At 64.4% G+C, this 22710-nt stretch carries 19 protein-coding genes; 18 read left to right on the top strand and 1 reads right to left on the bottom strand.

The features are described from left to right. The first annotated feature begins 9 nt into the window (after positions 1-9). The 17 genes from NZN28_RS03285 (at position 10) to NZN28_RS03205 (ending at position 20808) form a co-directional block, all read left to right on the top strand. Positions 10-1293 carry a lactate racemase domain-containing protein gene (locus NZN28_RS03285; protein WP_295395346.1) on the top strand — a complete coding sequence of 428 codons (1284 nt, stop codon included), beginning with the start codon at positions 10-12 and terminating at the stop codon, positions 1291-1293. After that, positions 1290-1700, top strand: coding sequence for a phosphoribosyltransferase (locus NZN28_RS03280; RefSeq protein ID WP_295395345.1), 411 nt, complete (start codon positions 1290-1292; stop codon positions 1698-1700). Before NZN28_RS03285 ends, NZN28_RS03280 begins: the two co-directional genes overlap by 4 nt. Further along, positions 1697-2212 (top strand): gluconokinase, encoded by a 516-nt coding sequence (locus NZN28_RS03275; protein ID WP_295395344.1) that lies wholly within the window; start codon positions 1697-1699, stop codon positions 2210-2212. Before NZN28_RS03280 ends, NZN28_RS03275 begins: the two co-directional genes overlap by 4 nt. Further along, the gene (gnd, locus tag NZN28_RS03270) at positions 2202-3653 is read left to right on the top strand and encodes a decarboxylating NADP(+)-dependent phosphogluconate dehydrogenase (protein WP_295395343.1); all 1452 of its coding nucleotides are present in this window, start codon (positions 2202-2204) and stop codon (positions 3651-3653) included. Before NZN28_RS03275 ends, gnd begins: the two co-directional genes overlap by 11 nt. A 968-nt stretch (positions 3654-4621) precedes the next feature. Then, positions 4622-4981, top strand: a complete 360-nt coding sequence (locus tag NZN28_RS03265; RefSeq protein WP_295395342.1) for a hypothetical protein — start codon at positions 4622-4624, stop codon at positions 4979-4981. Continuing rightward, positions 4978-5652 carry a response regulator transcription factor gene (locus tag NZN28_RS03260; protein ID WP_295395341.1) on the top strand — a complete coding sequence of 225 codons (675 nt, stop codon included), beginning with the start codon at positions 4978-4980 and terminating at the stop codon, positions 5650-5652. Before NZN28_RS03265 ends, NZN28_RS03260 begins: the two co-directional genes overlap by 4 nt. 50 nt (positions 5653-5702) lie before the next feature. Further along, positions 5703-7067, top strand: a complete 1365-nt coding sequence (locus NZN28_RS03255) for a cell wall metabolism sensor histidine kinase WalK (RefSeq protein ID WP_295395340.1) — start codon at positions 5703-5705, stop codon at positions 7065-7067. Positions 7068-7446: 379 nt separating this feature from the next. Continuing rightward, positions 7447-8232 carry a DeoR/GlpR family DNA-binding transcription regulator gene (locus NZN28_RS03250; protein ID WP_295395339.1) on the top strand — a complete coding sequence of 262 codons (786 nt, stop codon included), beginning with the start codon at positions 7447-7449 and terminating at the stop codon, positions 8230-8232. Positions 8233-8407: 175 nt separating this feature from the next. Continuing rightward, positions 8408-9700, top strand: a complete 1293-nt coding sequence (locus NZN28_RS03245) for an ABC transporter substrate-binding protein (protein ID WP_295395338.1) — start codon at positions 8408-8410, stop codon at positions 9698-9700. A 156-nt stretch (positions 9701-9856) separates the two neighbouring features. Beyond that, complete coding sequence (locus tag NZN28_RS03240) at positions 9857-10696, top strand: carbohydrate ABC transporter permease (protein WP_295395337.1); 840 nt, start codon at positions 9857-9859, stop codon at positions 10694-10696. Next, positions 10693-11703 carry a carbohydrate ABC transporter permease gene (locus NZN28_RS03235; protein WP_295395336.1) on the top strand — a complete coding sequence of 337 codons (1011 nt, stop codon included), beginning with the start codon at positions 10693-10695 and terminating at the stop codon, positions 11701-11703. The genes NZN28_RS03240 and NZN28_RS03235 overlap by 4 nt, the downstream gene beginning before the upstream one ends. 48 nt (positions 11704-11751) lie before the next feature. Next, the gene (locus NZN28_RS03230) at positions 11752-13695 is read left to right on the top strand and encodes a beta-galactosidase (protein WP_295395335.1); all 1944 of its coding nucleotides are present in this window, start codon (positions 11752-11754) and stop codon (positions 13693-13695) included. A 2-nt stretch (positions 13696-13697) separates the two neighbouring features. Beyond that, positions 13698-15146 (top strand): glycoside hydrolase family 36 protein, encoded by a 1449-nt coding sequence (locus tag NZN28_RS03225; protein WP_295395334.1) that lies wholly within the window; start codon positions 13698-13700, stop codon positions 15144-15146. Positions 15147-15229: 83 nt separating this feature from the next. Continuing rightward, a complete protein-coding gene (galT, locus tag NZN28_RS03220) occupies positions 15230-16270 on the top strand; it encodes a galactose-1-phosphate uridylyltransferase (RefSeq protein ID WP_295395333.1) in 1041 nt (346 codons plus the stop codon). Positions 16271-16423: 153 nt separating this feature from the next. Then, entirely contained in the window at positions 16424-17428 is a 1005-nt protein-coding gene (locus tag NZN28_RS03215) for a Xaa-Pro peptidase family protein (RefSeq protein WP_295395332.1), read from the top strand. Between the two features lie 92 nt (positions 17429-17520). Then, positions 17521-18570: a galactokinase gene (gene galK, locus NZN28_RS03210; RefSeq protein WP_295395331.1), complete on the top strand. Its 1050-nt coding sequence runs from the start codon at positions 17521-17523 to the stop codon at positions 18568-18570. 453 nt (positions 18571-19023) lie between these two features. Further along, positions 19024-20808, top strand: a complete 1785-nt coding sequence (locus NZN28_RS03205; RefSeq protein ID WP_295395330.1) for a hypothetical protein — start codon at positions 19024-19026, stop codon at positions 20806-20808. A 39-nt stretch (positions 20809-20847) separates the two neighbouring features. Here the strand turns inward: NZN28_RS03205 and NZN28_RS03200 are convergent, their stop codons facing one another. Beyond that, positions 20848-21774, bottom strand: coding sequence for an Hsp33 family molecular chaperone HslO (locus NZN28_RS03200; RefSeq protein ID WP_295395329.1), 927 nt, complete (start codon positions 21772-21774; stop codon positions 20848-20850). A 235-nt stretch (positions 21775-22009) separates the two neighbouring features. Here NZN28_RS03200 and NZN28_RS03195 point away from each other — a divergent pair, with 235 nt between their 5' ends. Next, positions 22010-22531, top strand: a complete 522-nt coding sequence (locus NZN28_RS03195; RefSeq protein ID WP_295395328.1) for an HNH endonuclease — start codon at positions 22010-22012, stop codon at positions 22529-22531. The last annotated feature ends 179 nt before the right edge of the window (positions 22532-22710 follow it).

Raw genomic sequence — 22710 nt, 5'->3', positions numbered from 1 at the left:
GACTGGCCCATGGCGACCCAAACCCCCACCCTACTTTCGCAGGCCCAGGCCCCCGCGGGCGAGGTGCTGAGTGCCGAGCAAATCCGGCAGGCCCTGCAGCCCCTGCGGGGACGCTTTGCCGGTCAGAGGCTCCTGGTGCTGATCCCCGACCACACCCGAACCCTGCCGCTGCCGCAGCTCTTCCGGATGCTGGTGGACGTCCTGGACGACGTGAAAACGCTGGACTTCATGGTGGCGCTGGGTACGCACCCTCCGCTGGACGAGGCCCAGATGCTTAAGCTGGTGGGTCTCAGCGTCGAGGAACGCCACACTATCTTCCGGCACGTCGGCCTCCACAACCACGCCTGGCAGGATCCCGATGCACTGGCAACCGTCGGGGTGGTTCCCCAGGCTAAGGTTAGGGAGATTGCGGGCGAGCGCTGGCACCCCACCCTGGGCGGGGACGTGCAGGTGCGGCTGAACAAGGCCGCGCTCGAGGCCGACCATCTGCTCATCCTGGGCCCCACCTTTCCCCACGAGGTGGTGGGCTTCTCCGGGGGGGCCAAGTACCTCTTCCCCGGCATCAGCGGCCCCGAGATGATCAACGTGACCCACTGGCTGGGCGCCCTGGCCACCGTGCGCGGCACCATCGGCCTCAAGGACACCCCGGTGCGGGCCCTGATCCACGAGGCGGCCCGCCACGTGCCCACACCCATCACCCTGATTGCGCTGGTGGTGCAGGGCAGCGGGCTGGGGGGAATGTTTGTGGGCGACCATGTATCGGCCTGGTCTGCCGCCGCCGACCTCTCGAGCACCCGCCACATCGTCTGGGTGGATAAGCCTTTCAAGCGCATCCTCTCCTGCGCTCCACCCATGTACGACGAGCTCTGGACCGCGGGCAAGGCCATGTACAAGCTCGACCCGGCCCTGGCCGATGGCGGGGAGCTGATCATCTACGCCCCCCACCTCGAGACGGTGAGCCAGGTACACGGCAAGTACATCTATGAAATCGGCTACCACACCGTGCCTTATTTCCTGAACCAGTGGGAGCGATTTAAGCACGTGCCCCTGGGAGTACTGGCCCACAGCACCCATGTGCGGGGCAGCGGCACCTGGGTGAATGGGCAGGAGCATCCCCGGGTCCGGGTCACCCTGGCCAGCCGCATCGGCCCGGAGGACTGCAAACGGTTGAACCTGGGCTACCTCGACCCCGACAGCCTCAACCCCGAGGACTTTGCAGGCCGGGAGGAGGAGGGCATTTTGCTGGTGCGCAAGGCCGGCGAAACCCTCTACCGGGTGAGGGGGAAGTCATGAGCACGAAGGTTAGGCTCGAGTTCCACACCATCAGCGCTCGCATGCGGGCGCTGCAACTGCCCGAGGTGGACGTGGTGGTGGGCATCGCCCGGGGGGGCATCGTGCCCGCCTGCATGGTGGCGCATCAGCTGGGGGTTCCGCTGGTGCTGCTGCACCTCAACTACCGCGACGACCACAACCGGCCCCAGCGCCCCCAGCCCCAGTTGCTGGGGCCCATCCCGTTCGACCCCACCGGAAAGCGGGTCTTGCTGGTGGACGATGTGAGCGTGACGGGCGCAACGCTTGGGGTCGCCCGGAGCTACCTGAAAGGGGCCACCCTCACCACCCTGACCCTCAAGGGCAAGGCCGACCTGGTGCTGTTTCCCGAAGTCCGCGATTGCGTGGACTGGCCCTGGAGGGCGGAATGAGCGTGCAAGCCCTGATTGTGATGGGGGTCTCTGGCTCGGGCAAGACCACCCTGGGCAAAGCCCTGGCGGCCCGGCTGGGCTGGGCCTTCGCCGATGCCGACGATTATCACCCCCAGTCCAACCGGGAAAAAATGGCTCGAGGCGAGCCCCTCACCGACGCCGACCGCGAACCCTGGCTGCGCTCCCTGCGGGGCCTGGTCGAGCGGCATCTGGCCGAAGGAAACCCCTTGGTGCTGGCCTGCTCGGCCCTCAAGGTAAGCTACCGAACCACCCTGAGCGGCGGCCTCGAGGGCGTGAGGTATGTCTTTCTGCACGGCGACCCGCAGCTAATCGCCCAGCGCATGCAAAAGCGGGAGCATTTTATGCCGGTGAGCCTGCTCGAGTCCCAGCTGGCCGCCCTCGAGCCCCCCCAGGAGGCCATCTGGCTGGATGTGGCTCAGCCGCTCGAGGCCAACCTGCAAACCGTACTACAGCACCTCCACCCCCAACAGGAGTTCAGAAATGCAAAGTGATATTGGCGTGATCGGTCTGGCCGTGATGGGCGAGAATCTCATTCTGAACATGGCCAGCAAGGGCTTCACCGTTTCGGCCTTCAACCGTACGGTGGACAAGGTGCGGGCGTTTACCCAGGGCCGGGCCCAGGGGAAAAGCATCGTGGGAGCTTACAGCCTGCAAGAGTTGGTGGGTCAGCTCAAGCGGCCCCGCAAGATCATGCTGATGGTCAAGGCCGGCAGCCCGGTGGATGCCACCATCCAGCAGCTAGTCCCACTGCTGGAACCCGGCGACATCATCATCGACGGCGGCAACAGCCACTACGCCGACACCAACCGCCGCACCAAAGAACTGGCTGAGAAGGGCCTGTTGTTTATTGGTACGGGTGTATCTGGCGGCGAGGAGGGGGCCCTCCACGGCCCCTCGATTATGCCCGGTGGGGATGCGCGGGCCTGGGAGGCGGTCAAACCCATCTTCCAGTCCATCGCGGCCAAGGTCGCCGACGGCACCCCCTGCTGCGACTGGGTGGGGCCGGACGGCGCGGGCCACTTCGTCAAGATGGTGCACAACGGCATTGAGTACGGCGACATGCAGATGATCGCCGAGGCCTACAGCCTGCTGCGGCAGGTAGCGGGCCTCTCCAACGCCGAGTGTGCCCAGGTGTTTGCCGAGTGGAACCGGGGCGAACTCGACAGCTACCTGATCGAGATCACCGCCGACATCCTGACCAAGAAGGACGAAGAAACCGGCAAGGACTTGGTGGATGTAATCCTCGACGCGGCGGGGCAGAAGGGCACCGGCAAGTGGACCTCGGTCACCGCGCTGGATGTGGGGGCTCCGGCCAGTACCATTGCCGAGGCGGTGTTCGCCCGCAGCCTGAGCGCCCTCAAGGAAGAGCGCCTCGAGGCCGCCCGCCTTTTTGAGCCCCCCCAGGCCCAGTTCCCCGGCGACAAAAAAGCCTTCATCGAGCAGGTGCGCCAGGCCCTTTATGCCTCCAAAATTTGCTCGTATGCCCAGGGCTACCAGCTCATGCAGATGGCCGCCCGGGAGTTTGGCTGGAGCCTGAACTACGGTGGCATTGCCCTGATGTGGCGTGAGGGGTGCATCATCCGGGCCCGCTTCCTTGAGAACATCAAAGCGGCCTACGATGCCAACCCCACCCTGGCCAACCTGCTCCTAGACCCTTACTTTGCCAACATCATCAAAGACAGTCAGGTAGCCTGGCGGCAGGTGGTGGCCACCGCCGCGTTGCACGGCATCTGGACCCCGGCCTTCAGCAGCGCCCTGGCCTACTTCGACGGCTACCGCAGCGCCGCCCTTTCCACCAACCTGGTGCAGGCCCAGCGCGACTACTTCGGCGCCCACACCTACGAGCGGGTAGACCGGCCCCGGGGGCAGTTCTTCCACACCAACTGGACGGGCCGGGGCGGCACCACCAGCAGCAGCAGTTACAACGTGTAGAGCGCTCTTCACTTATTTAGAGCCATTCGACTAAAAGAAAGCTTTGTCCTGGACAGAACAGTGGCCGCCTGGAAACTCGAAAACATGCATCTCGGCCCAGACCCAACGCAGACACTTTTCCCTTCTCGTTTTCGTGGACAGCCACGTCTGTGAAGAGCGCGATAATACCAACTTTGGGCGCACAAGCAACTTCCAAGAAAACACCAGTAGGGAGAGGTGGGGGCGGGTCCTACACCTGCTCCCTACGCCTCAACCCTTGCTTCGACTGACTGCTTCAATGGTTATGGTTGGTGTAAATCTCCAGGGGAAACTGTTCGAGGCTGGGCACGGCTCCGACATGGTACACCGTCGTAAAGATACCCATACACGTCCACAGTTCCAAAGAGTGGTAGCCCTCGAGCCCCTCCCTACCGCGTGGGGAGGGTTGGGGAGGGTACCGGACAAGCCCCCCATCGGCTGGTTGCGTGAAGGGCCAGGTCAGCCGCCCCACCTGGCCTCCCCAACGAGGCAGGGGAGGAACAGAGCGAGTCCCGGCGAAGATTGACTTGATTCGATTACTGCGCGGGCGTGGTTGTACGGGCTTCTATGCGACACAGTAATAGGCCCACTTGAGACCACCACTTAGCCAACCTTGGAGGCTGGCATGGCCGCCTTCAACACCCGTGCAGCATCGCTTCAACAAAAACCTCGAGCTACTCAGCAGCCTTTACCCAGCCCTGAGCGGAAGATGACTAAGTCCCGGGGAAGCGTGAACCAGACGTTCTCCCCCACCTAAAGAAATGCTAAACTCTAAGGGTTGACATTTGCACTAGCATTTAGGATGGCCTTGTTTAGTATTGAACTCGATTAAAGGCTCAGGGAGTACCGCTTGATTTTGCGAACCGCACCCACCCCACCCCATCAGGTTAAAATGCCCTTTATCGGAATCCCACACGCCTGTTTGGGGGGCCTTGCATAGTGGTGTGACCATGCGCAGTCTTCTATTGGCCTTTGTATTGGCGCTCGCGCCACTGCCCAATCTGCCCTATATTCCTTCTGGGAGTGAGATTCGCGTGGTGTCCCCCGATCTGCTTACGGTGTATGTGGTGTGGCAGGTGGACGAACGTAATCTGGTCTTGCAAAGTAAACTGCCTGCACCCGCCAACCGGGAGGTGCGGGTGCTGTTCCGGGTGGATGGAGGCTACCGTGCCCCGTACAATGGAATCACCACCCCCCGGGGGGATATCGCACTGATGATCCAGGGAGAACGTGTTAGCCTGAACGAACTTTTAACCCGTACATACCGTCTGAACCTGCCCAATGGGCGTGTCTTGCCGGAGGTTCGATGAAACGCATTCTGCTGATTGAAGACGACCCCGAAATTGCCCACCTTTTGCAGCTCGAGCTTGGCGAGGCCGGCTACACCGTAGACTGGGCCCCGGGCGGCATGTCCGGCCTGGTGCGCCTGCGCGAGGCGGTGCCCGACCTGGTGATCCTTGACCTGGGCTTGCCCGACCTGGACGGCGGCGAGGTGGCCCGCCGCATTCGGGCCGGCTACGAGGTGCCCATCATCGTGCTGACCGCTGCCGATGCGGTCGAGCGCAAGGTGAGCCTGCTCTCCGACGGCGCCGATGACTACATCGTCAAGCCTTTCCACCCCGCCGAGCTGCTGGCCCGCATCCAGGTGCAGCTCCGCCACCGCGAGGGCGGCGAGCAGATTAGCGTGGGGGGGCTGGAGGTGCATCTGGCCAAGCGCCAGGTGCTCTTCGATGGGCAGGAGCTGCGCCTCTCACCCAAGGAATTCGAGCTGCTCTCGCTTCTCGTGAGCCGTGCCGGCAAGGTGTTTAGCCGCCAGGAAATTGAGGAACACCTGTGGGGACGCCAGCTCGAGCGCGACTCCAACGTGGTAGACGTCCACATTGCCAACCTGCGCTCCAAGCTGCGCGAGGCCGGGGCCTACGGCTACCTGCGCACCGTACGCGGGGTCGGTTACGCCCTGCGCCAGCGTGAGGCGGAATAAGCCCCCCGGCACCGGGCCCCGACTCCCCCAGGCCCGAACCATCCCGGCTTATGTCCTTCCGCACCCGACTGATCCTGGCCTATACGATCCTGTGGGTGCTGATTCTGGCCCTGACGCTGACCATTGCTCTGTACAGCATCAATTTTGGCCTCTACGGTCAGGTTGAACGCACCCTGCTTCGCTACGTGAACGAGGTGGCTGAGCTCTACGCCTCTGGGCGCGCCGGGGAGATCAGCCTGCCCCGCTCCGGCCCGGTGAGTGTGAGCTTCTACAGTTCGGGGGGGCAGTTGCTCATTGCCCCTGCCCCCGACTTTGAACACAAGGTGCCCAAAAACTACATCCGCGCGGCCAGCAGCACGGCCAAACCCTATTACGCCTCCAGCTTTATGGCCGCCTACCAGGCCATTCCGGGAGCAGTCGTGGCGGTCAGCCAGGACACCCGCTATATCGAGAGCATTTCAACCACGGTTCGCAATACCCTGATTCAGGGTCTGGCTTTCCTGCTGCCCCTGGGGGCCCTTTTGATTGTGCTGGCGGCCCGTCTCTCGCTCATCCCCCTGCACCGAGCGGCCTCCGAGGTGGACAAGCGCGGCCCGCGCAACCTCGAGCCCATCCACTACACCGGCCCCAAGGACGACCTGGGGGTGATGGTGGAGAAGGTCAACGACCTGCTGGGCGAGCTGCGCGAGGCCCAGGCCCGCGAGCGGGCCTTTCTGGCCGAGGTCTCGCACGAGCTGCGCACGCCCCTGACCTCGCTGAACGGCTACCTCGAGCGCCTCAGCCGCAACCCCGGCGATGCCGAGATGCTCGAGCGGGCCCGCAAAATCGCCGCCCACACCGCCCGCATGGTGCAAGACCTGCTGGCCCTGGCCAGGGGCGAGGCCGAGCGCAGCGTCAACGCCCACATCGTTAACCTCGGCGACCTGCTGCGGCAGGCGGTGGGCGAGTATCCCGGCGTGGTGCTCAAGATGCCTTCCGAGTTCCCGGAGGTGCTGGGCGACCCCGACCGCCTCCTACAGCTTGCGCGAAATCTGATTGCCAACGCCGTGCGGGCGGCAGGGGCTCCCGAAAAAGTGCAGGTGCGGGTCTGGATGGTCAAGGAACCCACCGACAACCCCCCCGACCCCTACGAGACCGCCCACGAGCTCCGCACCACCTCCACCCCCGAGATGAAGCCCCCCAAGCAGCCCTGGGCGGCCTTCGCCGTGGTGGACCGGGGGCCGGGCATCGCCCCCGAGGTGCTGCCCCGGCTTTTCACCCGCTTCGCCCGGGGCCCCGAGGGCGGCACCGGGCTGGGGCTGGCCATCGCCAAGCAGATTGCCGAGGCCCACGGGGGCGAGATTCGGGTGGCCAGCCGGCCCGGCGAGACCCGCTTCACGGTGTTTTTGCCGCTCTTGCTGGAGGAGGAGTCCTGAACCGGGACTTTCAAACCAGACCCGCTTCCCGAGATTCACTAAGCCCTGGGGCAGCGTTTGGAAGGGGCCGGGGGGCCTGGATGTGGGCCGGGCCTGAGCACCCTCCTCGCAGACCTGGCCGCCCCTCCGGGCGACTAATGTTCCTTATCACGCTCTTCACAGACGTGGCCGCCCACGAAAACGAGAAGGGACAAAGAGACGTGCCTCACCGAGGCGAGGCCCGCTTGTCTGCGTTGCGTCTGGGCCGAGACGCATGTGTTCGAGTTTCCAGGCCGCCGCTGTTCCGTTCAGAACCAGGCTTTTTCCAACTCGAATGGCTCATCCTATGCGAAGAGCGCTCTAATTTGCACTCTTGTTCATACTTTCGTATGCTTTCGCTATGCCCTCCCTCGAGGCCACCTTTCGCCATCGGGAAATCCTGGAAGTGCTGCACCGCGATGGCCGGGTGCAGGTGCGCAGGCTGGCCGAGCATTTCGGGGTTTCCACCGTCACCATCCGCACCGACCTGGAATACCTGGAGCAGCAGGGTCTGTTGCGACGCACGCGGGGAGGCGCGGTTCCGGCGGAGACCAAGCGCTTTGAGCTGCCCCTGGAGGAAACCCGGCAGGTACACGCCCGCGAGAAAGAGCGCATCGGGCACCACGCCGCGGGGCTGGTGCGCGATGGCGAGACCATCATTTTGGATGTGGGCAGCACCACCACCGAGCTGGCCAAAGCCCTCCCGCCCTCGCTGCGGAATGTGGTGGTCATTACCAGCGGGCTCAACATTGCCCTGTTGCTGGAGTCGCATCCGGGCATCACGGTGATCGTCACAGGGGGCACCCTGCGGCCCTTGCAACACTCGCTGGTGAACCCCTACGGCACGCTGTTGCTCCAGGAAATCAATGCCGACAAAGCCTTCATTGGCTGCAATGGGGTGCATCCCGAGAAGGGCTTCACCAACACCAACCTGCAAGAAGCCGAAATCAAGCGGGCCATGATGGAGGCCGCCCGCGAGACCATTGTGCTGGCCGACCACAGCAAGCTGATGCAGGTGGCCGCCGCCCGCATCGGGCCGCTGGAGGCCGCTCGGCTCCTCATCACCGACCGCAAAGCCAAGAGCGAAGACCTCCAGGCGCTGAGGCAGCGGGGCCTCGAGGTGGTTCTGGCCGCTCGGGAGGGGTAAATACTTTCGAAACCTTGCGAAAGTATCCATAACTATTGACAAGTCAAGAGGCTCACCGGTAGACTCGCCCTGAACCTTGACGGGGAGACAAAACCGCTCCAACGATGGCGGGCCAGGCAGCGCCCTGCCCCCACCGCTGGAGCCCCGGAAGAGGCTGGTATCTAAGGAGGGAACCATGAAACGTCTGTTGGTTCTAGGTGCGGCCCTGGCCCTCACGGTGGCCTCGGCCCAGCAAATGCAGGGGAACCCCAACCTGCGCGGCGAGATTACCGTGTGGAGCTGGGACATTGCGGCCAAGGCCCTGGAGGCCAACATCCCTGGCTTCAACAAGCTCTTCCCCAACGTCAAGGTCACGGTGCTGGACATCGGCAACCAGGCCACCTACGACCGCGGCCTGGCCGGCTGTGCGGCGGGCGGCGGCGACCTGCCCGACGTGTACTCCATCGAAAACAACGAAGCCGAAGTGTTCTGGGCCCGTTTCCCCAACTGCTTCACCGACCTCAACACCCTGCAACCGGCTGCCTCGAGCCTGCGCAACCAGTTCCCCGCCTTCAAGTGGACCGAACTGACCGTGGGCAACAAGGTGTTTGCCATGCCCTGGGATTCCGGCCCTGTGGTGATGTTCTACCGGCGCGACATCTACAGCCAGGCCGGGGTCAACCCTGCCACCATCCGCACCTGGGACGACTTCATCGCTGCTGGAAAGAAGATTGCCCAGGCCACCAACAACCGGGTCAAGGTGGGGGTCATAGCCAACGGCCAGGACGACGAGTGGTTCCGCATGCTGGCCAACCAGAACGGCTGCTTCTACTTCAACAACGAGGCCAGCGCCGTTACGGTGAACCAGCCCGGCTGCGTGACCGCCCTCGAGACGGTCAAGAAGCTGATTGACGCCGGCATCGTGATGCAGGGTGGCTGGAACGAGCAAATTCAGGCCTTCAAGGCCGGTACCGTGGCAACCAGCATGTTCGGGGCCTGGTACGAAGGCACCATCCGCTCCAACGCCCCCGACCAGAGCGGCAAGTGGGGGGTGTACCTGATGCCCGCTTCGCGTGCCGGCGGGGTTCGCGCGGCCAACCTGGGCGGCTCGGCCCTGGCCATTCCGGCTTCTTCGCGCAACAAGGAAGCGGCCTGGGCTTTTGTCCGCTACGCACTGGGCACCACCGAGGGCCAGGTGACCATGCTCAAGCAGTTCGGACTGGTGCCCTCGCTCCTGGCCGCCACCCGCGACCCCTACGTGGCCCAGCCACAGGCCTACTGGGGCAACCAGCGCATCTGGCAGCAAATTCTGAGCACCCTGGGTAGCGTCCCCGCAGCCCGGGGTACCCAGTACTTCCAGGAAGCCCGCGCCATCATGGTCAAGACCCAGGCCGACTACGTAGCCGGGCGCTTCCCCAATGCCAAGGCGGCCCTCGATGCCGCCGCGCAGCAAATCGCCCAGGCCACCGGCCTGCCCATCGCACGCTAAACCTTTTGCAGGGGGTGGGGGCAACCCCACCCCCGTACCTTTACAACAGCAGAGTCCATTTGGAACATCCCGTGAGCGACCACCGATCCACCAGATTTTTGTGCGGAAGGAAGCCGCGCACTGCCCGGCAACACCTACTGCCGTACAGGAGGACGCGTGAGGCGTAGCGCGACCCCCTATCTGTTTTTAAGCCCGTACCTGGCCATTTTCGCCCTGTTCTGGGCCTGGCCAATCCTCGAGTCGCTCTTGCTTTCGTTTCAGAACACCCGGGTTTCCCCACCGGTCTGGAACCCGAGCATCAACTGGGGCCGCATCCTGGGCGACGCGGCTTTCTGGGATGCTCTGCGCAACACAGTGCTGATTCTGGTCATCCAGGTGCCCCTCATGCTGGCCCTGGCCACCGCCCTGGCGGTGGCGCTCAACTCGCAACTGCTGCGGGCCAGGGGCTTTTTTCGCTTTGCTTTTTTTGCGCCGGTGGTGGTGGGGGCGGTGGCCTATTCGGCGGTATTCCGCCTGCTGTTCAACCAAAACGGGGCCGTGAATGCAGCCTTAGGTACCGAGCTCAACTGGATTTTCGACCCTGTGGGCGCCATGGCCGTGATCATCATCACCCTGACCTGGCGCTGGACCGGCTACAACGCCATCATCATCCTGGCCGGGCTGCAAAGCATCCCCAAAGAACTCTACGAGGCCGCCGAGATTGACGGGGCCAGCCCCTGGCAGCAGTTCTGGCGCATTACCGTGCCCAGCCTGCGCCCGGTCTTGCTCTTTTGCCTGGTGCTTTCCATCATCGGCACCTTGCAGCTTTTCACCGAACCCTGGCTCATCACCAACGGCGGCCCCGGCACCGCCACCACCACCTTAGGGGTGTACCTCTACCGCCAGGGCTTCCAGAACATCAACTTTGGCTATGCCTCCACCATCGCCTACGCCATCACCCTGCTGGCGCTGGTCTTCTCCATCATCCAGCTGAGGCTCTTTGGGAGGGAATCGTGAAGCGGCGGCTGTGGTGGCGCAGTGTCTGGCTGCACCTGTTCCTGACGCCGCTGGCTTTGCTCTGGCTGGCCCCGCTGTGGCTGATGTTCGTTTTCTCGACCCACCCCGAGACCGCCATCTTCAGCACCCCCACGCCGGTCTTGCCGGGCAACCAGTTTTCCGCCAACCTGCAAAGCCTGCAATCCGACACCAACTTCCTACGCACCCTGTTCAACAGCGTCGTGGTGGCCGGCATTTACACCCTGCTTTCCATCTTCCTGACCAGCCTGGCCGGCTATGCCTTCGCCCGCTTCGATTTTTGGGGCAAGGGGGCGGTGTTCTCGCTGGTGATTGCAACCCTGACCATCCCCTACTTCGCGGTGGTGATTCCGCAGTTCATTCTGGTGGCTCGCGAGGCCAAAACCCTGCTGGCCATTCTGATTGGGATGGCGGTGTTTGGCGGTGTGGCTGCTCTTTTAGCCTGGCTGAGATTCTCCCCCGCTTTGGGGCGGGTGGTCTGGGTTGGCTACGGGGTGGCCGCGCTGGCCTACCTGGGGTGGGGGGTGCCCGCGCTCCGCGAAGCCATGACCTTCGACTTCCGCCTGACCAACACCTACTGGGCGGTTATTCTGCCTTCGCTGGCCAACAGCCTGGGGGTGTTCTTCATGCGGCAAAACTTCCTGAGCGTGCCGCAAAGCCTGCTCGAGGCCGCCCGCATAGACGGCGCCGGCGAGTTCCGCATCTTCTTCCGCGTGGCCTTGCCGCTGGTGTTGCCGGCCATGGCGGCCCTGGCCATTATCCTGTTCCTGGCTTCCTGGAACGACTACCTGTGGCCCTTGCTGGTGCTTTCGGATCGAAGCATGCAAACCGCGCCGGTGGCCTTGGGCTCCCTGATTGGACTCACTCGAGTCTCCTGGGGGGGCATCATGGTCGGGGCGGTGATGACCACACTGCCTTTCCTCATCTTGTTTTTGTTCCTGCAACGCTACTTCATTGCAGGCATCACGGCGGGGGGGGTCAAAGACTAGAATCAAAGCCCCTTCGGATAGCCCGTACAAGCCTTTTTCTCCTGACTTATGCTAGGCGTCTGCTACTACCCCGAACACTGGCCCCGCGAGCGCTGGGCCGAGGATGCCCGCCGCATGCGCGAGCTGGGCCTGACCTATGTGCGCATTGGCGAGTTTGCCTGGAGCTGCCTCGAGCCCGAGCCAGGGCTTTTTGACTGGGCCTGGCTGGATGAGGCCATCGAAACCCTGGGCCAGGCCGGGCTCAAAGTGGTGCTGGGCACCCCCACCGCCACCCCACCCAAGTGGCTCATAGACCGCCACCCCGAGATTCTGGCGGTGGACCCTATGGGCCGGGTGCGCGGCTTCGGCTCACGCCGCCACTACAGCTTCAGCAGCCGGGTCTACCGCGAGGAGGCCCGCCGCATCGTTACGCTCCTGGCCCAGCGCTACGGCCAGAACCCCCATGTAGCCGGCTGGCAGACCGACAACGAGTACGGCTGCCACGAGACCACCCGCAGCTATGGCCCCGAGGATTTACGGGCCTTTCGACTGTGGCTCCAGGCCCGCTACAGCCAGATTGAGGCCCTGAACAAAGCCTGGGGCAACGTCTTCTGGAGCATGACCTACCGCTCCTTTGGGGAGATTGACCTCCCCCACCAGACCGTCACCGAGGCCAACCCCGCCCACTGGCTCGAGTTCTACCGTTTCAGCTCCGAGCAGGTCGCCAGCTTCAACCGGATGCAGGTGGAAATCCTGCGGGCCCACTCGCCCGGGCGCTTCATCCTGCACAACTTCATGGGCTACACCCCGGACTTCGACCACTTCAAGCTGGCCCAGGACCTGGACATCGCTGGCTGGGACAGCTACCCCCTGGGCTTTACCGATATGGACGTGCTGCCTTGCACAGCGGAGGAAAAGCTCCGCTACGCCCGCACCGGCCACCCCGATATGGCCGCCTTCCACCACGACCTCTACCGCGGGGTCAAGCCCCGCTGGTGGGTGATGGAGCAGCAGCCGGGGCCGGTGAACTGGGCCCATCACAACCCCTCCCCCGCCCCCGGCATGGTGCGGCTCTGGACCTGGGAGGCCCTGGCCCATGGGGCCGAGGTGGTGAGCTACTTCCGCTGGCGCCAGTTTCCACAGGCCCAGGAGCAGTTCCATGCCGGTCTCAACCGCCCCGACTTCCAGCCCGACGTGGGCTTTTTCGAGGCCCAGCAGGTGGCCCTGGAACTCCAAAAGCTAGGCCCGCTGCCCCCCAGCAGCCCTGCCCCAGTCGCGCTGGTCTTCGACTACGAGGCCGACTGGGTCTACCGCATCCAGCCCCAGGGCCGGGCTTTTGTGTACCGCGACCTGGTCTGGAACTTTTACAAGGCCCTGCGCCAGCTTGGGCTGGACGTGGACTTTGTGCCCCCGGGGGCCGGCCTGGAGCCCTACCGGCTGGTGGTGGTGCCCAGCCTGCCAATGGTCTCGGAGGCCGCCCTGGAAGCCTTCCGAAACTTTCCGGGCCCGCTGGTGTGGGGCCCCCGCAGCGGTTCCAAGACCGAGTTTTTGAGCATCCCCCCCACGCTCCCGCCGGGGCCTTTGCAGGATTTACTGCCCCTCAAGGTGACCCGCGTGGAGAGCCTGCGTCCGGGGCTGGCCGAGCCGGTGCGCTGGAACGGCCAGGACTGGCCGGCAGGGGTGTGGCGGGAATGGGTCGAGTCGGGGCTGGAGCCCACGGCCCGCTTTGCCGACGGTCGCGGGGCCATTTTTCAGCATGAGCAGCGGCACTACCTGGCTTTCTGGCCCAGCCAGGATTTCCTGCAAAGCTACCTGGGGGCCATCGCCCATCGGCAGGGCCTGCCCACCCGCCCGCTGGCCGAGGGCCTGCGCCTCCGCCGCCGCGGCGACTGGGTGTTTGCCTTCAACTACAGCGCCCAACCCCAGACGGCCCCCGCCCCCCAGGGTGCGCGGTTTGTATTGGGCAGCCCGACCCTCGCTCCCTATAATTTCTGCATCTGGAAAGAAGGGTAACCATGCAGATTCAGGGCTACGAGTTCAACATCAGCGGGGGGCGGCTCGAGGAAACCCTGGGCGGCTATCTGTTGCATGGCAAGCAGGTGCAGATCGGACACCCCTTTGGCCGTACCATGTTCTTCAAGCACGGCTGGCAGAGCTGGAGCGAGGCCGCCTGGGTCAGCCTGAAGGAAAACCCCCGGCCCATCCTGCCCCCCGAACGCCGCCCCCAGTGCGACGACCCCGCCTATGCCCTCTCGCCCGTCCACGGCGGCAGCGGGCTGGGGGGGGTGGAAGGCTTCGATGGGCGGATGCTCTTTCTGGGCGCCTTGCGACCGGGCGCCCGCGTTGAGGCCGACCGGCTGAACCTGAAGGGCCATGCCGAGCACGAAACCACCTGGTTTTTGGCTTACGGCAGTTTTGCCGAGGTACTGAGCCGCTATGGCGAGCTGCTGGCCAACACCCTGGGTGTGCGCCACCCACAGCCTGCGCCCAGGGTGTGGTGCAGCTGGTACAGCTACTACAGCGACATCTCGGAAAGCCAGTTGCTCCAGACCATCGCCGGTTTGCAGGGCCTGCCCTTCGAGGTGTTTCAGGTAGACGACGGCTGGCAGCAGAACATGGGCGACTGGGAGCCCAACCACAAGTTCCCCTCCGGCATGAGCGCCATCGCGCTCAGGGCCCAGAGCCAGGGCCTGACCCCCGGCCTCTGGCTGGCCCCCTTTATCGCCCGGCCCAGCTCCAGCCTGTTCAAGGAACACCCCGACTGGTTCTTGCGCGACGAGCAGGGCGAGCTGGTCTCGGCGGGCACCAACTGGGGCGGCTTCTACGCACTGGACGTGACCCTACCGGCGGTGCAGGACTGGCTGCGCAGCCTGATTCAAACGGTGCGCGGCTGGGGCTACCGCTATCTGAAGCTCGACTTCCTGTACGCGGCAGCCCTGCCGGGGAAGAGGTCAGGCGGGGCGTCGCGCGAGGAGGCCTACCGCGAGGCGCTGCGCATCCTGCGCGAGGCCGCCGGGGAGGATGTGTACATCCTGGCCTGCGGAGCGCCCATCATTGCCTCGCTGGGGCTGGTGGACGGGCTTCGCATTGGCCCGGATGTGGCCCCCTACTGGGACAACGAAGACCGGCGGGTGTTCCTGCACGACCCCACCGGCCCCAGCGCCTACAACGCCCTGCGCACCAGCCTGCACCGGCTGTGGCTCAGGCCGCTGGTGCACACCGACCCCGACGTGGCCTATTTCCGCACCCGCTACAACCTGCTTACCCCGGCGCAGCGGGCGGTGCTGCAAGACCTGGCGCTGGTTTCGGGTTTCAAGGCCACCTCCGACCCCCCTGAGTGGCTCGATGGCGAGGAGCGAGAGCAGCTCAGGGAATGGCTCGAGGCCACCCCCCCCATCACCCAAACCGGCCCCTATGCCTTCAAAATCGGTGAGCGTGAGGTGGATTTCTCGAGCTGGCTATAGTCGGTACCCCAGATAGGGCGGAATCAGACGAAGAGCGCTTGTATCGCAAAAACCTATCTACGCCACCGACGTTTGAGGTTATGATGCATAAACGCCTGTATCGCAAAAAAGATGGCCGACTGCTTTACCTGTATGGCCTGGCGCCCCACACCCTGCCGGCCCTCGAGGAGGGCGAGAACACCGGACAGGCCCAGTCCCATGCCCGCTGGCACCCGCTGCGGCAGGAGTGGGTGGTGTTCGCCGCCAGCCGCCAGGGCCGCACCTTTCTACCGCCCAAAGAATACGACCCCCTGGCCCCCAGCAAGCCCGGCGGCTTTCCCACCGAAATTCCCTTCCAGGACTTCGAGATTGCAGTTTTCCAGAACCGCTGGCCCTCGCTCTCGCCCGAAGCGGGCGAGCCGCCCTCTGGCCTGTGCATCCCCACCCGCGATGCCTGGGGCGACTGCGAGGTGGTGGTTTATACCCCCGAGCACACGGGCAGCATTGCCTCGCTGGCCCCCGAGCGACGCGAGCTGTTGGTGCAGGTCTGGGCCGACCGCTACCGCGAGCTGTATGCCCGCGAACACATCCGCTACGTGATGCCCTTTGAAAACCGGGGCGAGCAGATGGGGGTCACGCTCCACCACCCCCACGGGCAGATTTACGCCTACCCCTGGATTCCGCCCATCCTGCAAAAAGAGCTCGAGGCCTTCCAAAAAAGCCCGGTGTTGCTGAACTTGCTGCCCCACTTAAGCCCCTACACCGTGCTGGAGGACGAACACACCCTGGCCTGCATCCCCCCCTATGCCCGCTACCCCTACGAGGTGCTGGTCTTCCCCAAACGGTTCCACCCCGGCCTGTGGACCTTCAGCGAGGCCGAGACCCGGAGCTTTGCCCGGCTGCTGGGCCAGGTGGTGCAAAAACTGGACAACCTCTTCCAGAAGCCCATGCCCTACGTGATGGCCCTGCACGCCGCCCCCAAAGGGGCCGAGGCAGTCTTTCATTTTCACGTGGAGTTCTACCCGGCCCTGCGCACCGCCGACAAACTCAAGTACCTGGCCGGCACCGAGATTGCCGCCGGCACCTTTGCCATGGACGCCCTGCCGGAGGAAACCGCAAAGGTGCTGCGGGAGGTGGCCCTGTAGGGGGCTTCGCTGCTCGTGGAAAAATCATACGAAGCGCACTATGGGCCTCCACTCCTCGCATGGCCCTCGACAAACGACCATAGACCATCGCCCATGAACCCGTCTTTTGGACTTGTTACAGGCTCATGTAACAAAAACACGGTAGGCTGAGATATGAACTCCTTTGCGCTGGCCCGCCTGCGTGCCTGGATGAAAAACCAGGGCTTTGAGAGCTTTTTTGTGCAGCAACCCGAAAACTTCGCCTGGCTGACGGGGGGTGGCGACAATACCGTGGTCACCTTTCGCCCGGTGGCGGCCTGGCTCGAGGTCACCCCCGAAACGGTGCGACTGCACGCCTCGCAGATTGAAGCGGAGCGGCTCCTCGACGAGGAAACGCCGGGCCTCGAGGTGTTGCGCTACCCCTGGTACAGCCCCCCCGCCCCCCAGGGGCCCTGCGACCTCGAGCACGACCTCACCCCCTTGCGGCTGGTGCTCTCGCCCGAAGAACAGGCGCGCTACCGCGCCCTGGGCCGCGAGGCTTCCATGGCCCTGGGCGAGAGCCTTCGCTTCGCGGACCCTGGCTGGAGCGAGTACGACCTGGCCGGGGCCATCAGCGAGGAGCTTCTGGCCAAGGGCATCCAGCCATTGGTGCTGCTGGTTGCGGGCGAGGAGCGGCTTTTTCGCTACCGACACCCCATCCCCACCCGGCGGCCTCTGGGGCGGCTCTTCATGGGGGTTGTTTGCGGGCGGCGGCACGGCCTGATTGCCAACGTGAGCCGGCTGCGAAGCTTTGGGCACTCCGAGGCCGCAAGCCTGCATACGCAGGTTTGCCAGGTAGAGGCCGCTGCGCTGGACGCCTCCCGGCCTGGGGCCACCCTGGGCGAGGTGCTGGAGCAAATTCGCCTGGCCTACGGGCGCATGGGCCGCGCCGAGGAGTTTGAAAACCACCACCAGGGCGGCCTCACCGGCTACAAAAGCCGCGAGGTGCTGGCCCGCCCCGGCAACCCCACCCGCCTCGAGGTCGGCATGGCCCTGGCCTGGAACCCCAGCCTGCCCGGCGCCAAGGTCGAAGACACCTTCCTGCTCGGCGAAACCGGCCTGGAAAACCTCACCCACGACCCCACCTGGCCCACCCTCGAGGTCGCAGGACGCCTGCGCCCAGGGGTGCTCGAGGGCTGATGCCTGTGTGCCCCCCCACCACCCCTCGGTAGCCCTCGGCGGGCTTGAGCAATGCCAGGTAAGCCCTCCAGCAGCGCTCTTTGGAGAAACAGATGAGCAAGTTCAAGGACATCTTTGGCACCGAACCCAGCGTGCGCGCCTCGGCGCCGGGCCGCGTCAACCTGCTGGGCGAACACACCGACTACAACGGGGGCTTTGTCTTCCCCACTCCCCTCCCCTACCAGACCACCCTCGAGGCCAGCGCCGCCGAGGGGCTCGAGGTCTACGCCGAAAACTTTGGCGAGCGCAAAAGCCGGGGGCTAGACCAGCCCAAGCAGGGCGACTGGCTCGATTACCTGGCGGGCTGCGTGTGGGTGCTGCGCCAGCACGGCCACCGGGTGGCCGGCCTGCGGGCCTATGTTCGCAGCGAGGTGCCCATGAGCGGCGGGCTTTCCAGCTCGGCAGCGCTGGAAGTAGCCACCCTGCGGGCCTTGCGCGAACTGTACCGGCTGCCCCTCGACGATGTGCAAATCGCCCTGCTGGCCCAGCAAGCCGAGGTGGAGTATGTGGGCGTGCGCTGCGGCATCATGGATCAGATGGCCTCCTCGGTGGGGCGGCTGGGCTATGGGCTGTTTCTGGACACCCAAACCCTCACCACCCGGCTCGCACCCCTGCCCAAGGGGTATCGGGTGGCGGTGGTGGACTCCGGCATCCCCCGTCGCCTGGCCGAGTCGGGCTACAACACCCGCCGCAGCGAGTGCGAGCAGGCCTGCGCCCAGCTGGGGGTGGGGTCGCTGCGCGAACTTTCCCCCGCCGACCTGCCGCGCATCAATGCCCTGCCCGAGCCCCTCAACCGCCGCGCCCGCCACGTGGTCAGCGAAAACCAGCGGGTGCTGGAGGGGGTAGAGGCCCTGGAACAGGGCGACATCCGGCGCTTCGGTGAGCTGATGGTGGCCTCGCACATTTCGCTGCGCGACGACTACCAGGTTTCCATCCCCGAGCTCGACCAGCTGGTGGAGGCCGAGCTGCGCCACGGCGCGGTAGGCGCCCGCCTGACCGGGGCCGGTTTTGGTGGCGCTACGGTGGCGCTGGTGGCAGAAACCCACTTTGAAGAGTTCAGAAAGGGGGTCTTGCAAAGCTACCCCAGGGCCCGTGTGCTTTGATTGTCTCAAGGCGCTTTTCAAAGACGTGATCACCCACGAAAACTAGACTGCGCTTGGGGCAATACACATTTTTTAAGTTTCCAGGCGGCTGCTGTTCTGTACGGGTTGAAGCTTTCTCGAAGTCGGATGACTCATACCACATCTCCCTCAAAGCGACCCCTAAAGCCAGGATTGGGCCATACGACGTCGAAGCGGCAGGCAGAACTCTGAAGGCAGCGGGTACTCGTGGCTGGAACACCAACGCCTTCTGCTGAGTGGCATCATCCAGCTTGCCAGGGTCAGATAGCCTTGGTTCTGGTCTTGGATTCAGGAGGTTTTATGTGTCACCTCGTTGCAGATTTGGTATCACAATAGCTGAAGAGCACTCTAAACTGGGTAAAATTACCACCCTTTGATTTGCAAATCTAGTATTTTGATGCCGCGTCCACCCTTCCCCTAGGGCGCAGGTTCACTATGCGAAAGTATCTGCTTCTCCTGTTGTTCCTGCTCACCGCCTGTTCCCGGCCCGAGCCCTACGACCTCACCTACAACGGCGAGCCCTACTGCGGGGGAACCCAGACCGGTGGCCCCAACCCCCTGTGGTGGATACCCAAAGGCGAGGGCTACGTAGACCCCGAGTTTCCGCTGGAGGTCACCCGCCGGGTGCTGGCCAAGGTGGGCTTCCGGCCCTCACAGCTGCCCATGCGGATGAACTACCAGCAGGCGGTGCTCCCCAACGGGCTGGTGCCCATCGGGACGGCGTATTACCAGGAGTGGGTCAGGGGCCTGAACGAGGAGCAGACCCGCCCCCTGCCGCTTTCGCCCTACAACGCCGAGGCCTGGGAGGCCACCAAGGAGTTCGAGAACTACCGGGCGGGCTTCTACATAGGGCTGCTCGACCCCCAGACCATGCAGATGGTGCGGCAGCGCACCTACAGCTGGTACCTCCGCAGCTACCCCACGGCCATCCTGGCCGGCTCGGACGGCTACATCTACGTAGCCGGTACCACCACCGACCTGGCTCTTTTAGGCCAGGCCGGGGAGCGCACCTCCCGCCCCTGCGTTGATGGGAGGTACTACTGCATGGAGGCCTTCGTTCTGAAGATTGACCCCCAGACCCTGGATGTGCTCTGGGAGAAGCGCCTCGAGCGGATGAACCAGGAACAGTTCATCGGGGCCTTCAGGCTGGGGGAGAACCTGCCCCTGATGATGGCCTTCGACAGCCCGCGCAACCACCTTCTGGTGGGGGTGGGCAATTTCGCCGGTCAAAACGGGGCCGTGATCCGGCTGCGGCCCAGCGACGGCGGCTTTGTCGGTTTTCTGCGCTTCAGCCATTACCCCAGCTTCCTCTTCTGGCACGACCAGCCGGGCGGGGATCTGTACGTCGCGGGCCCCACCAACGCCTACCTGCCCACCGGGGGCTGGTCGGCCACCGGGCGGATTCCCGCCGAGGGCCTGGCCGTTGAACGGGTTGACGCCTGGACCGGCCAGAGCCGCTTTCCGCCCACCAGCAGCGGTTTGCGGGATCGCAAGATCCTCACCTATCGCGACCCGGTGGTGCACTACTGGGTCGCCCACATGATGAACCCGGTGGTCTTCCCGGCCCCCGAGGGCGGGCTCAACTTCAGCATCACCGTGAACAAGTACAACTATATCGGCTACGAGATCATGAAAAACCGGCCTACGGATCGGGTAACGCCGGTGGAGGAGGGCTTCGGCATTGAGGAAAACCTCGAGCGCTCCTACTACGGGCGGCTTTATCCCGACGGCACCTACAAGTTCACCACCGAGATCCTCTACCCCGACCCGGCCTTTGCCGACACGCGCCGGGCTAGAGATAACCGCACCGGAGGCAAGTTCCGGGTCATCTTCCTGGAAAAAGACGGCAAGAGCGTGCCGCTGCTGGGCATCCAACGCTGGAGCTGCTTCTACAAATACCGGGTGGACGCCGAAGTAGACGGGAACCTCAACTTCTTCCTGCCCAGCTACCTGGGCCGGGACCACAACACCACCTACGGCTACGCCGCCGTGCCCTACCTCCCCCACCGGTGGGAGCCGGGCACCCCGGTGGGCCAGAACGGGCGCATCTACAAGATGTGGCTGGAGATTCCGGGGCACGAGTTCAACGCCGCGCACCTGGTCAAGGTGCCCGGGGGCTTTATCAGCGTGACCTACTACCACGCACCCGAGAACGTAGATCTAAAAGCCCCTGACCAGGGCATCGGCGGCCTGACCATCACCCGCTACCGCTGGAAGTAAGCGTTAACACAGTCCAAGGGTTATAGCCTTTTCTTACATTCAAGCCTTGGGCACCTCGCCCACAAAGCCATCCCCCAACGGCAGGGAGCGGATTTCCTCCGGTGTAATCTGGTACTTCTCGGCGCACCAGTGGCAACAAACCTCGGCCCCGCCGTCTTGCTCGATCATCTCCTCGCGCTCCTGGGCCGAGAAGTAGACCAGCGCATTGAGGGCCCGCTCGCGGCTACAGCGGCAACGAAAAGAAAGGGGAATGTGCCCCTCGCGGAAGCCCACCACACTCAGGTCGGTGGGGTCGTAGTCCAGGCCCTCCATCAGGGCCAGAACAGCCCCCTCGAGGCCCCGCTCCAGCAGCAAATCGGTAATGCTGGTGCGGCCTTGCAGGTTGTGCTCGAGGCGGGCAATCACCGCCTCCGGGCAGCCCGGCAACACCTGGATGGCCACCCCTCCGGCCACCTCCACCTCGCCCGCACCACGCACCCGCACCCCCAGCAGCACCGCCGAGGGAATCTGCTCAGACTGCCAAAGGTAGCGAACCAGGTCCTCGGCCACCTCCCCACTGACCAGCTCCACGCTCGACTGATAGAGTTCCTGGTTGGACAGAAGCCGGTCAACCTTGAGTTCACCCCGGCCAATGGCCGCCCCCACATTCAGCTTGCCATCGGGCCGCAAGGGGGGGTGGGCCTGGGGGTTCTTGACGTAGCCCCGCACAAACCCGTCCGGGGCCGCCTCCACCACCGGGCCTCCCAGGGGGCCATCGCCCACAAACTGAAGGCTGACCCGCTCCCTGGGCGTTTTGGAGAGCAGAAAGGTCAGCAGCAAGGCCCCGCTCATGGCCCGGCCCAGCGCTGCCGTGGCGGTGGGGGAAAGCTGGTGACGGGCCCTGGCTTCTTCGGCAATATCGGTGGTTTCAACGGCCAGCACCCGCAGGTTGCCCTCGGCTGCCAGCCCACGTATCAAACGACCCATAACACCCGATTGTAGCAGCCGCGCCGCCACCAAAAGGGTGCTGGTTCAGGGTTGTGCCGCACCAAAACAACCTGCGTGCCCGCTCTTGCCATTGGGGGCGCCCATGCCTCGACTGCCAGTTTCACCCTGGTTCTTGTTCACACCACCAGGGCTCGCAAGCGTTTTTTCTGCTCTGGTCGCCATTGTGAAGCCTGGCTCTAGAATCCTCTGACATATTTCGAGTATCCTAAGCGTCGTGAACCTCGACTCCCCCCGCATTCTGGTGCTCAACGCCGGCTACGAGCCTCTGGGCCTGGCCAGCGTCAAGCGCGCTGTGATCCTGGTCATGAACGGAACCGCCGAGGTCGTCGAGGAAAGCGGCGAATACCTACGAACTCCCAGAACCCCCTACCCCATCCCCAGCATCATCCGCCTCAAACGTCTGGTTCGCCGCCCTCCGGGGCGGCTTGCGCTTAACCGCCGCAACATCCTGCGCCGCGATGCCTACACCTGCCAGTACTGCGGCAAGCGCGGGGGCGACCTCACAGTGGACCACGTCTTCCCCAAGAGCCGAGGGGGGCGCAGCATCTGGGAAAACCTGGTCACTGCCTGTCGGCCCTGCAACCTCAAGAAGAAAAACCGCACCCCGGAGGAAGCTGGCATGCGCCTGGCCCGCCGCCCCATCGCCCCCCGCCACAGCCTGTTGCTGGTGGCCGACCTGCCCAGCCTGCCCGAGACCTGGCGGGTGTACCTGCCCGAGGTAGACCACCACCGCTAGCCCAAAGCCTGCCTAGCCCGGCCCAACGCCCCGCGCTCGAGGCACAACCTTGATTCCGTGTGGGTGCAGATCTTTGCAAAGAGTATTGACTGAAAAAACAAAACCCCCACCTCATTTGGAGATGGGGGTTTGGGGTGTTTGGGTGGAGCGGGAAACGAGACTCGAACTCGCGACCCCAA

This window comes from Meiothermus sp. (genome assembly GCF_025056915.1).
Classification (GTDB): domain Bacteria; phylum Deinococcota; class Deinococci; order Deinococcales; family Thermaceae; genus Meiothermus.
This window is presented reverse-complemented; position numbering and strand designations above follow the sequence as displayed.

Coding starts and splice junctions, on each gene's coding strand:
- NZN28_RS03285 (WP_295395346.1), top strand. CDS start 10: ATGGCGACCCAAACCCCCACCCTACTTTCGCAGGCCCAGGCCCCCGCG.
- NZN28_RS03280 (WP_295395345.1), top strand. CDS start 1,290: ATGAGCACGAAGGTTAGGCTCGAGTTCCACACCATCAGCGCTCGCATG.
- NZN28_RS03275 (WP_295395344.1), top strand. CDS start 1,697: ATGAGCGTGCAAGCCCTGATTGTGATGGGGGTCTCTGGCTCGGGCAAG.
- gnd (WP_295395343.1), top strand. CDS start 2,202: ATGCAAAGTGATATTGGCGTGATCGGTCTGGCCGTGATGGGCGAGAAT.
- NZN28_RS03265 (WP_295395342.1), top strand. CDS start 4,622: ATGCGCAGTCTTCTATTGGCCTTTGTATTGGCGCTCGCGCCACTGCCC.
- NZN28_RS03260 (WP_295395341.1), top strand. CDS start 4,978: ATGAAACGCATTCTGCTGATTGAAGACGACCCCGAAATTGCCCACCTT.
- NZN28_RS03255 (WP_295395340.1), top strand. CDS start 5,703: ATGTCCTTCCGCACCCGACTGATCCTGGCCTATACGATCCTGTGGGTG.
- NZN28_RS03250 (WP_295395339.1), top strand. CDS start 7,447: ATGCCCTCCCTCGAGGCCACCTTTCGCCATCGGGAAATCCTGGAAGTG.
- NZN28_RS03245 (WP_295395338.1), top strand. CDS start 8,408: ATGAAACGTCTGTTGGTTCTAGGTGCGGCCCTGGCCCTCACGGTGGCC.
- NZN28_RS03230 (WP_295395335.1), top strand. CDS start 11,752: ATGCTAGGCGTCTGCTACTACCCCGAACACTGGCCCCGCGAGCGCTGG.
- NZN28_RS03225 (WP_295395334.1), top strand. CDS start 13,698: ATGCAGATTCAGGGCTACGAGTTCAACATCAGCGGGGGGCGGCTCGAG.
- galT (WP_295395333.1), top strand. CDS start 15,230: ATGCATAAACGCCTGTATCGCAAAAAAGATGGCCGACTGCTTTACCTG.
- NZN28_RS03215 (WP_295395332.1), top strand. CDS start 16,424: ATGAACTCCTTTGCGCTGGCCCGCCTGCGTGCCTGGATGAAAAACCAG.
- galK (WP_295395331.1), top strand. CDS start 17,521: ATGAGCAAGTTCAAGGACATCTTTGGCACCGAACCCAGCGTGCGCGCC.
- NZN28_RS03205 (WP_295395330.1), top strand. CDS start 19,024: ATGCGAAAGTATCTGCTTCTCCTGTTGTTCCTGCTCACCGCCTGTTCC.
- NZN28_RS03200 (WP_295395329.1), bottom strand. CDS start 21,774: ATGGGTCGTTTGATACGTGGGCTGGCAGCCGAGGGCAACCTGCGGGTG.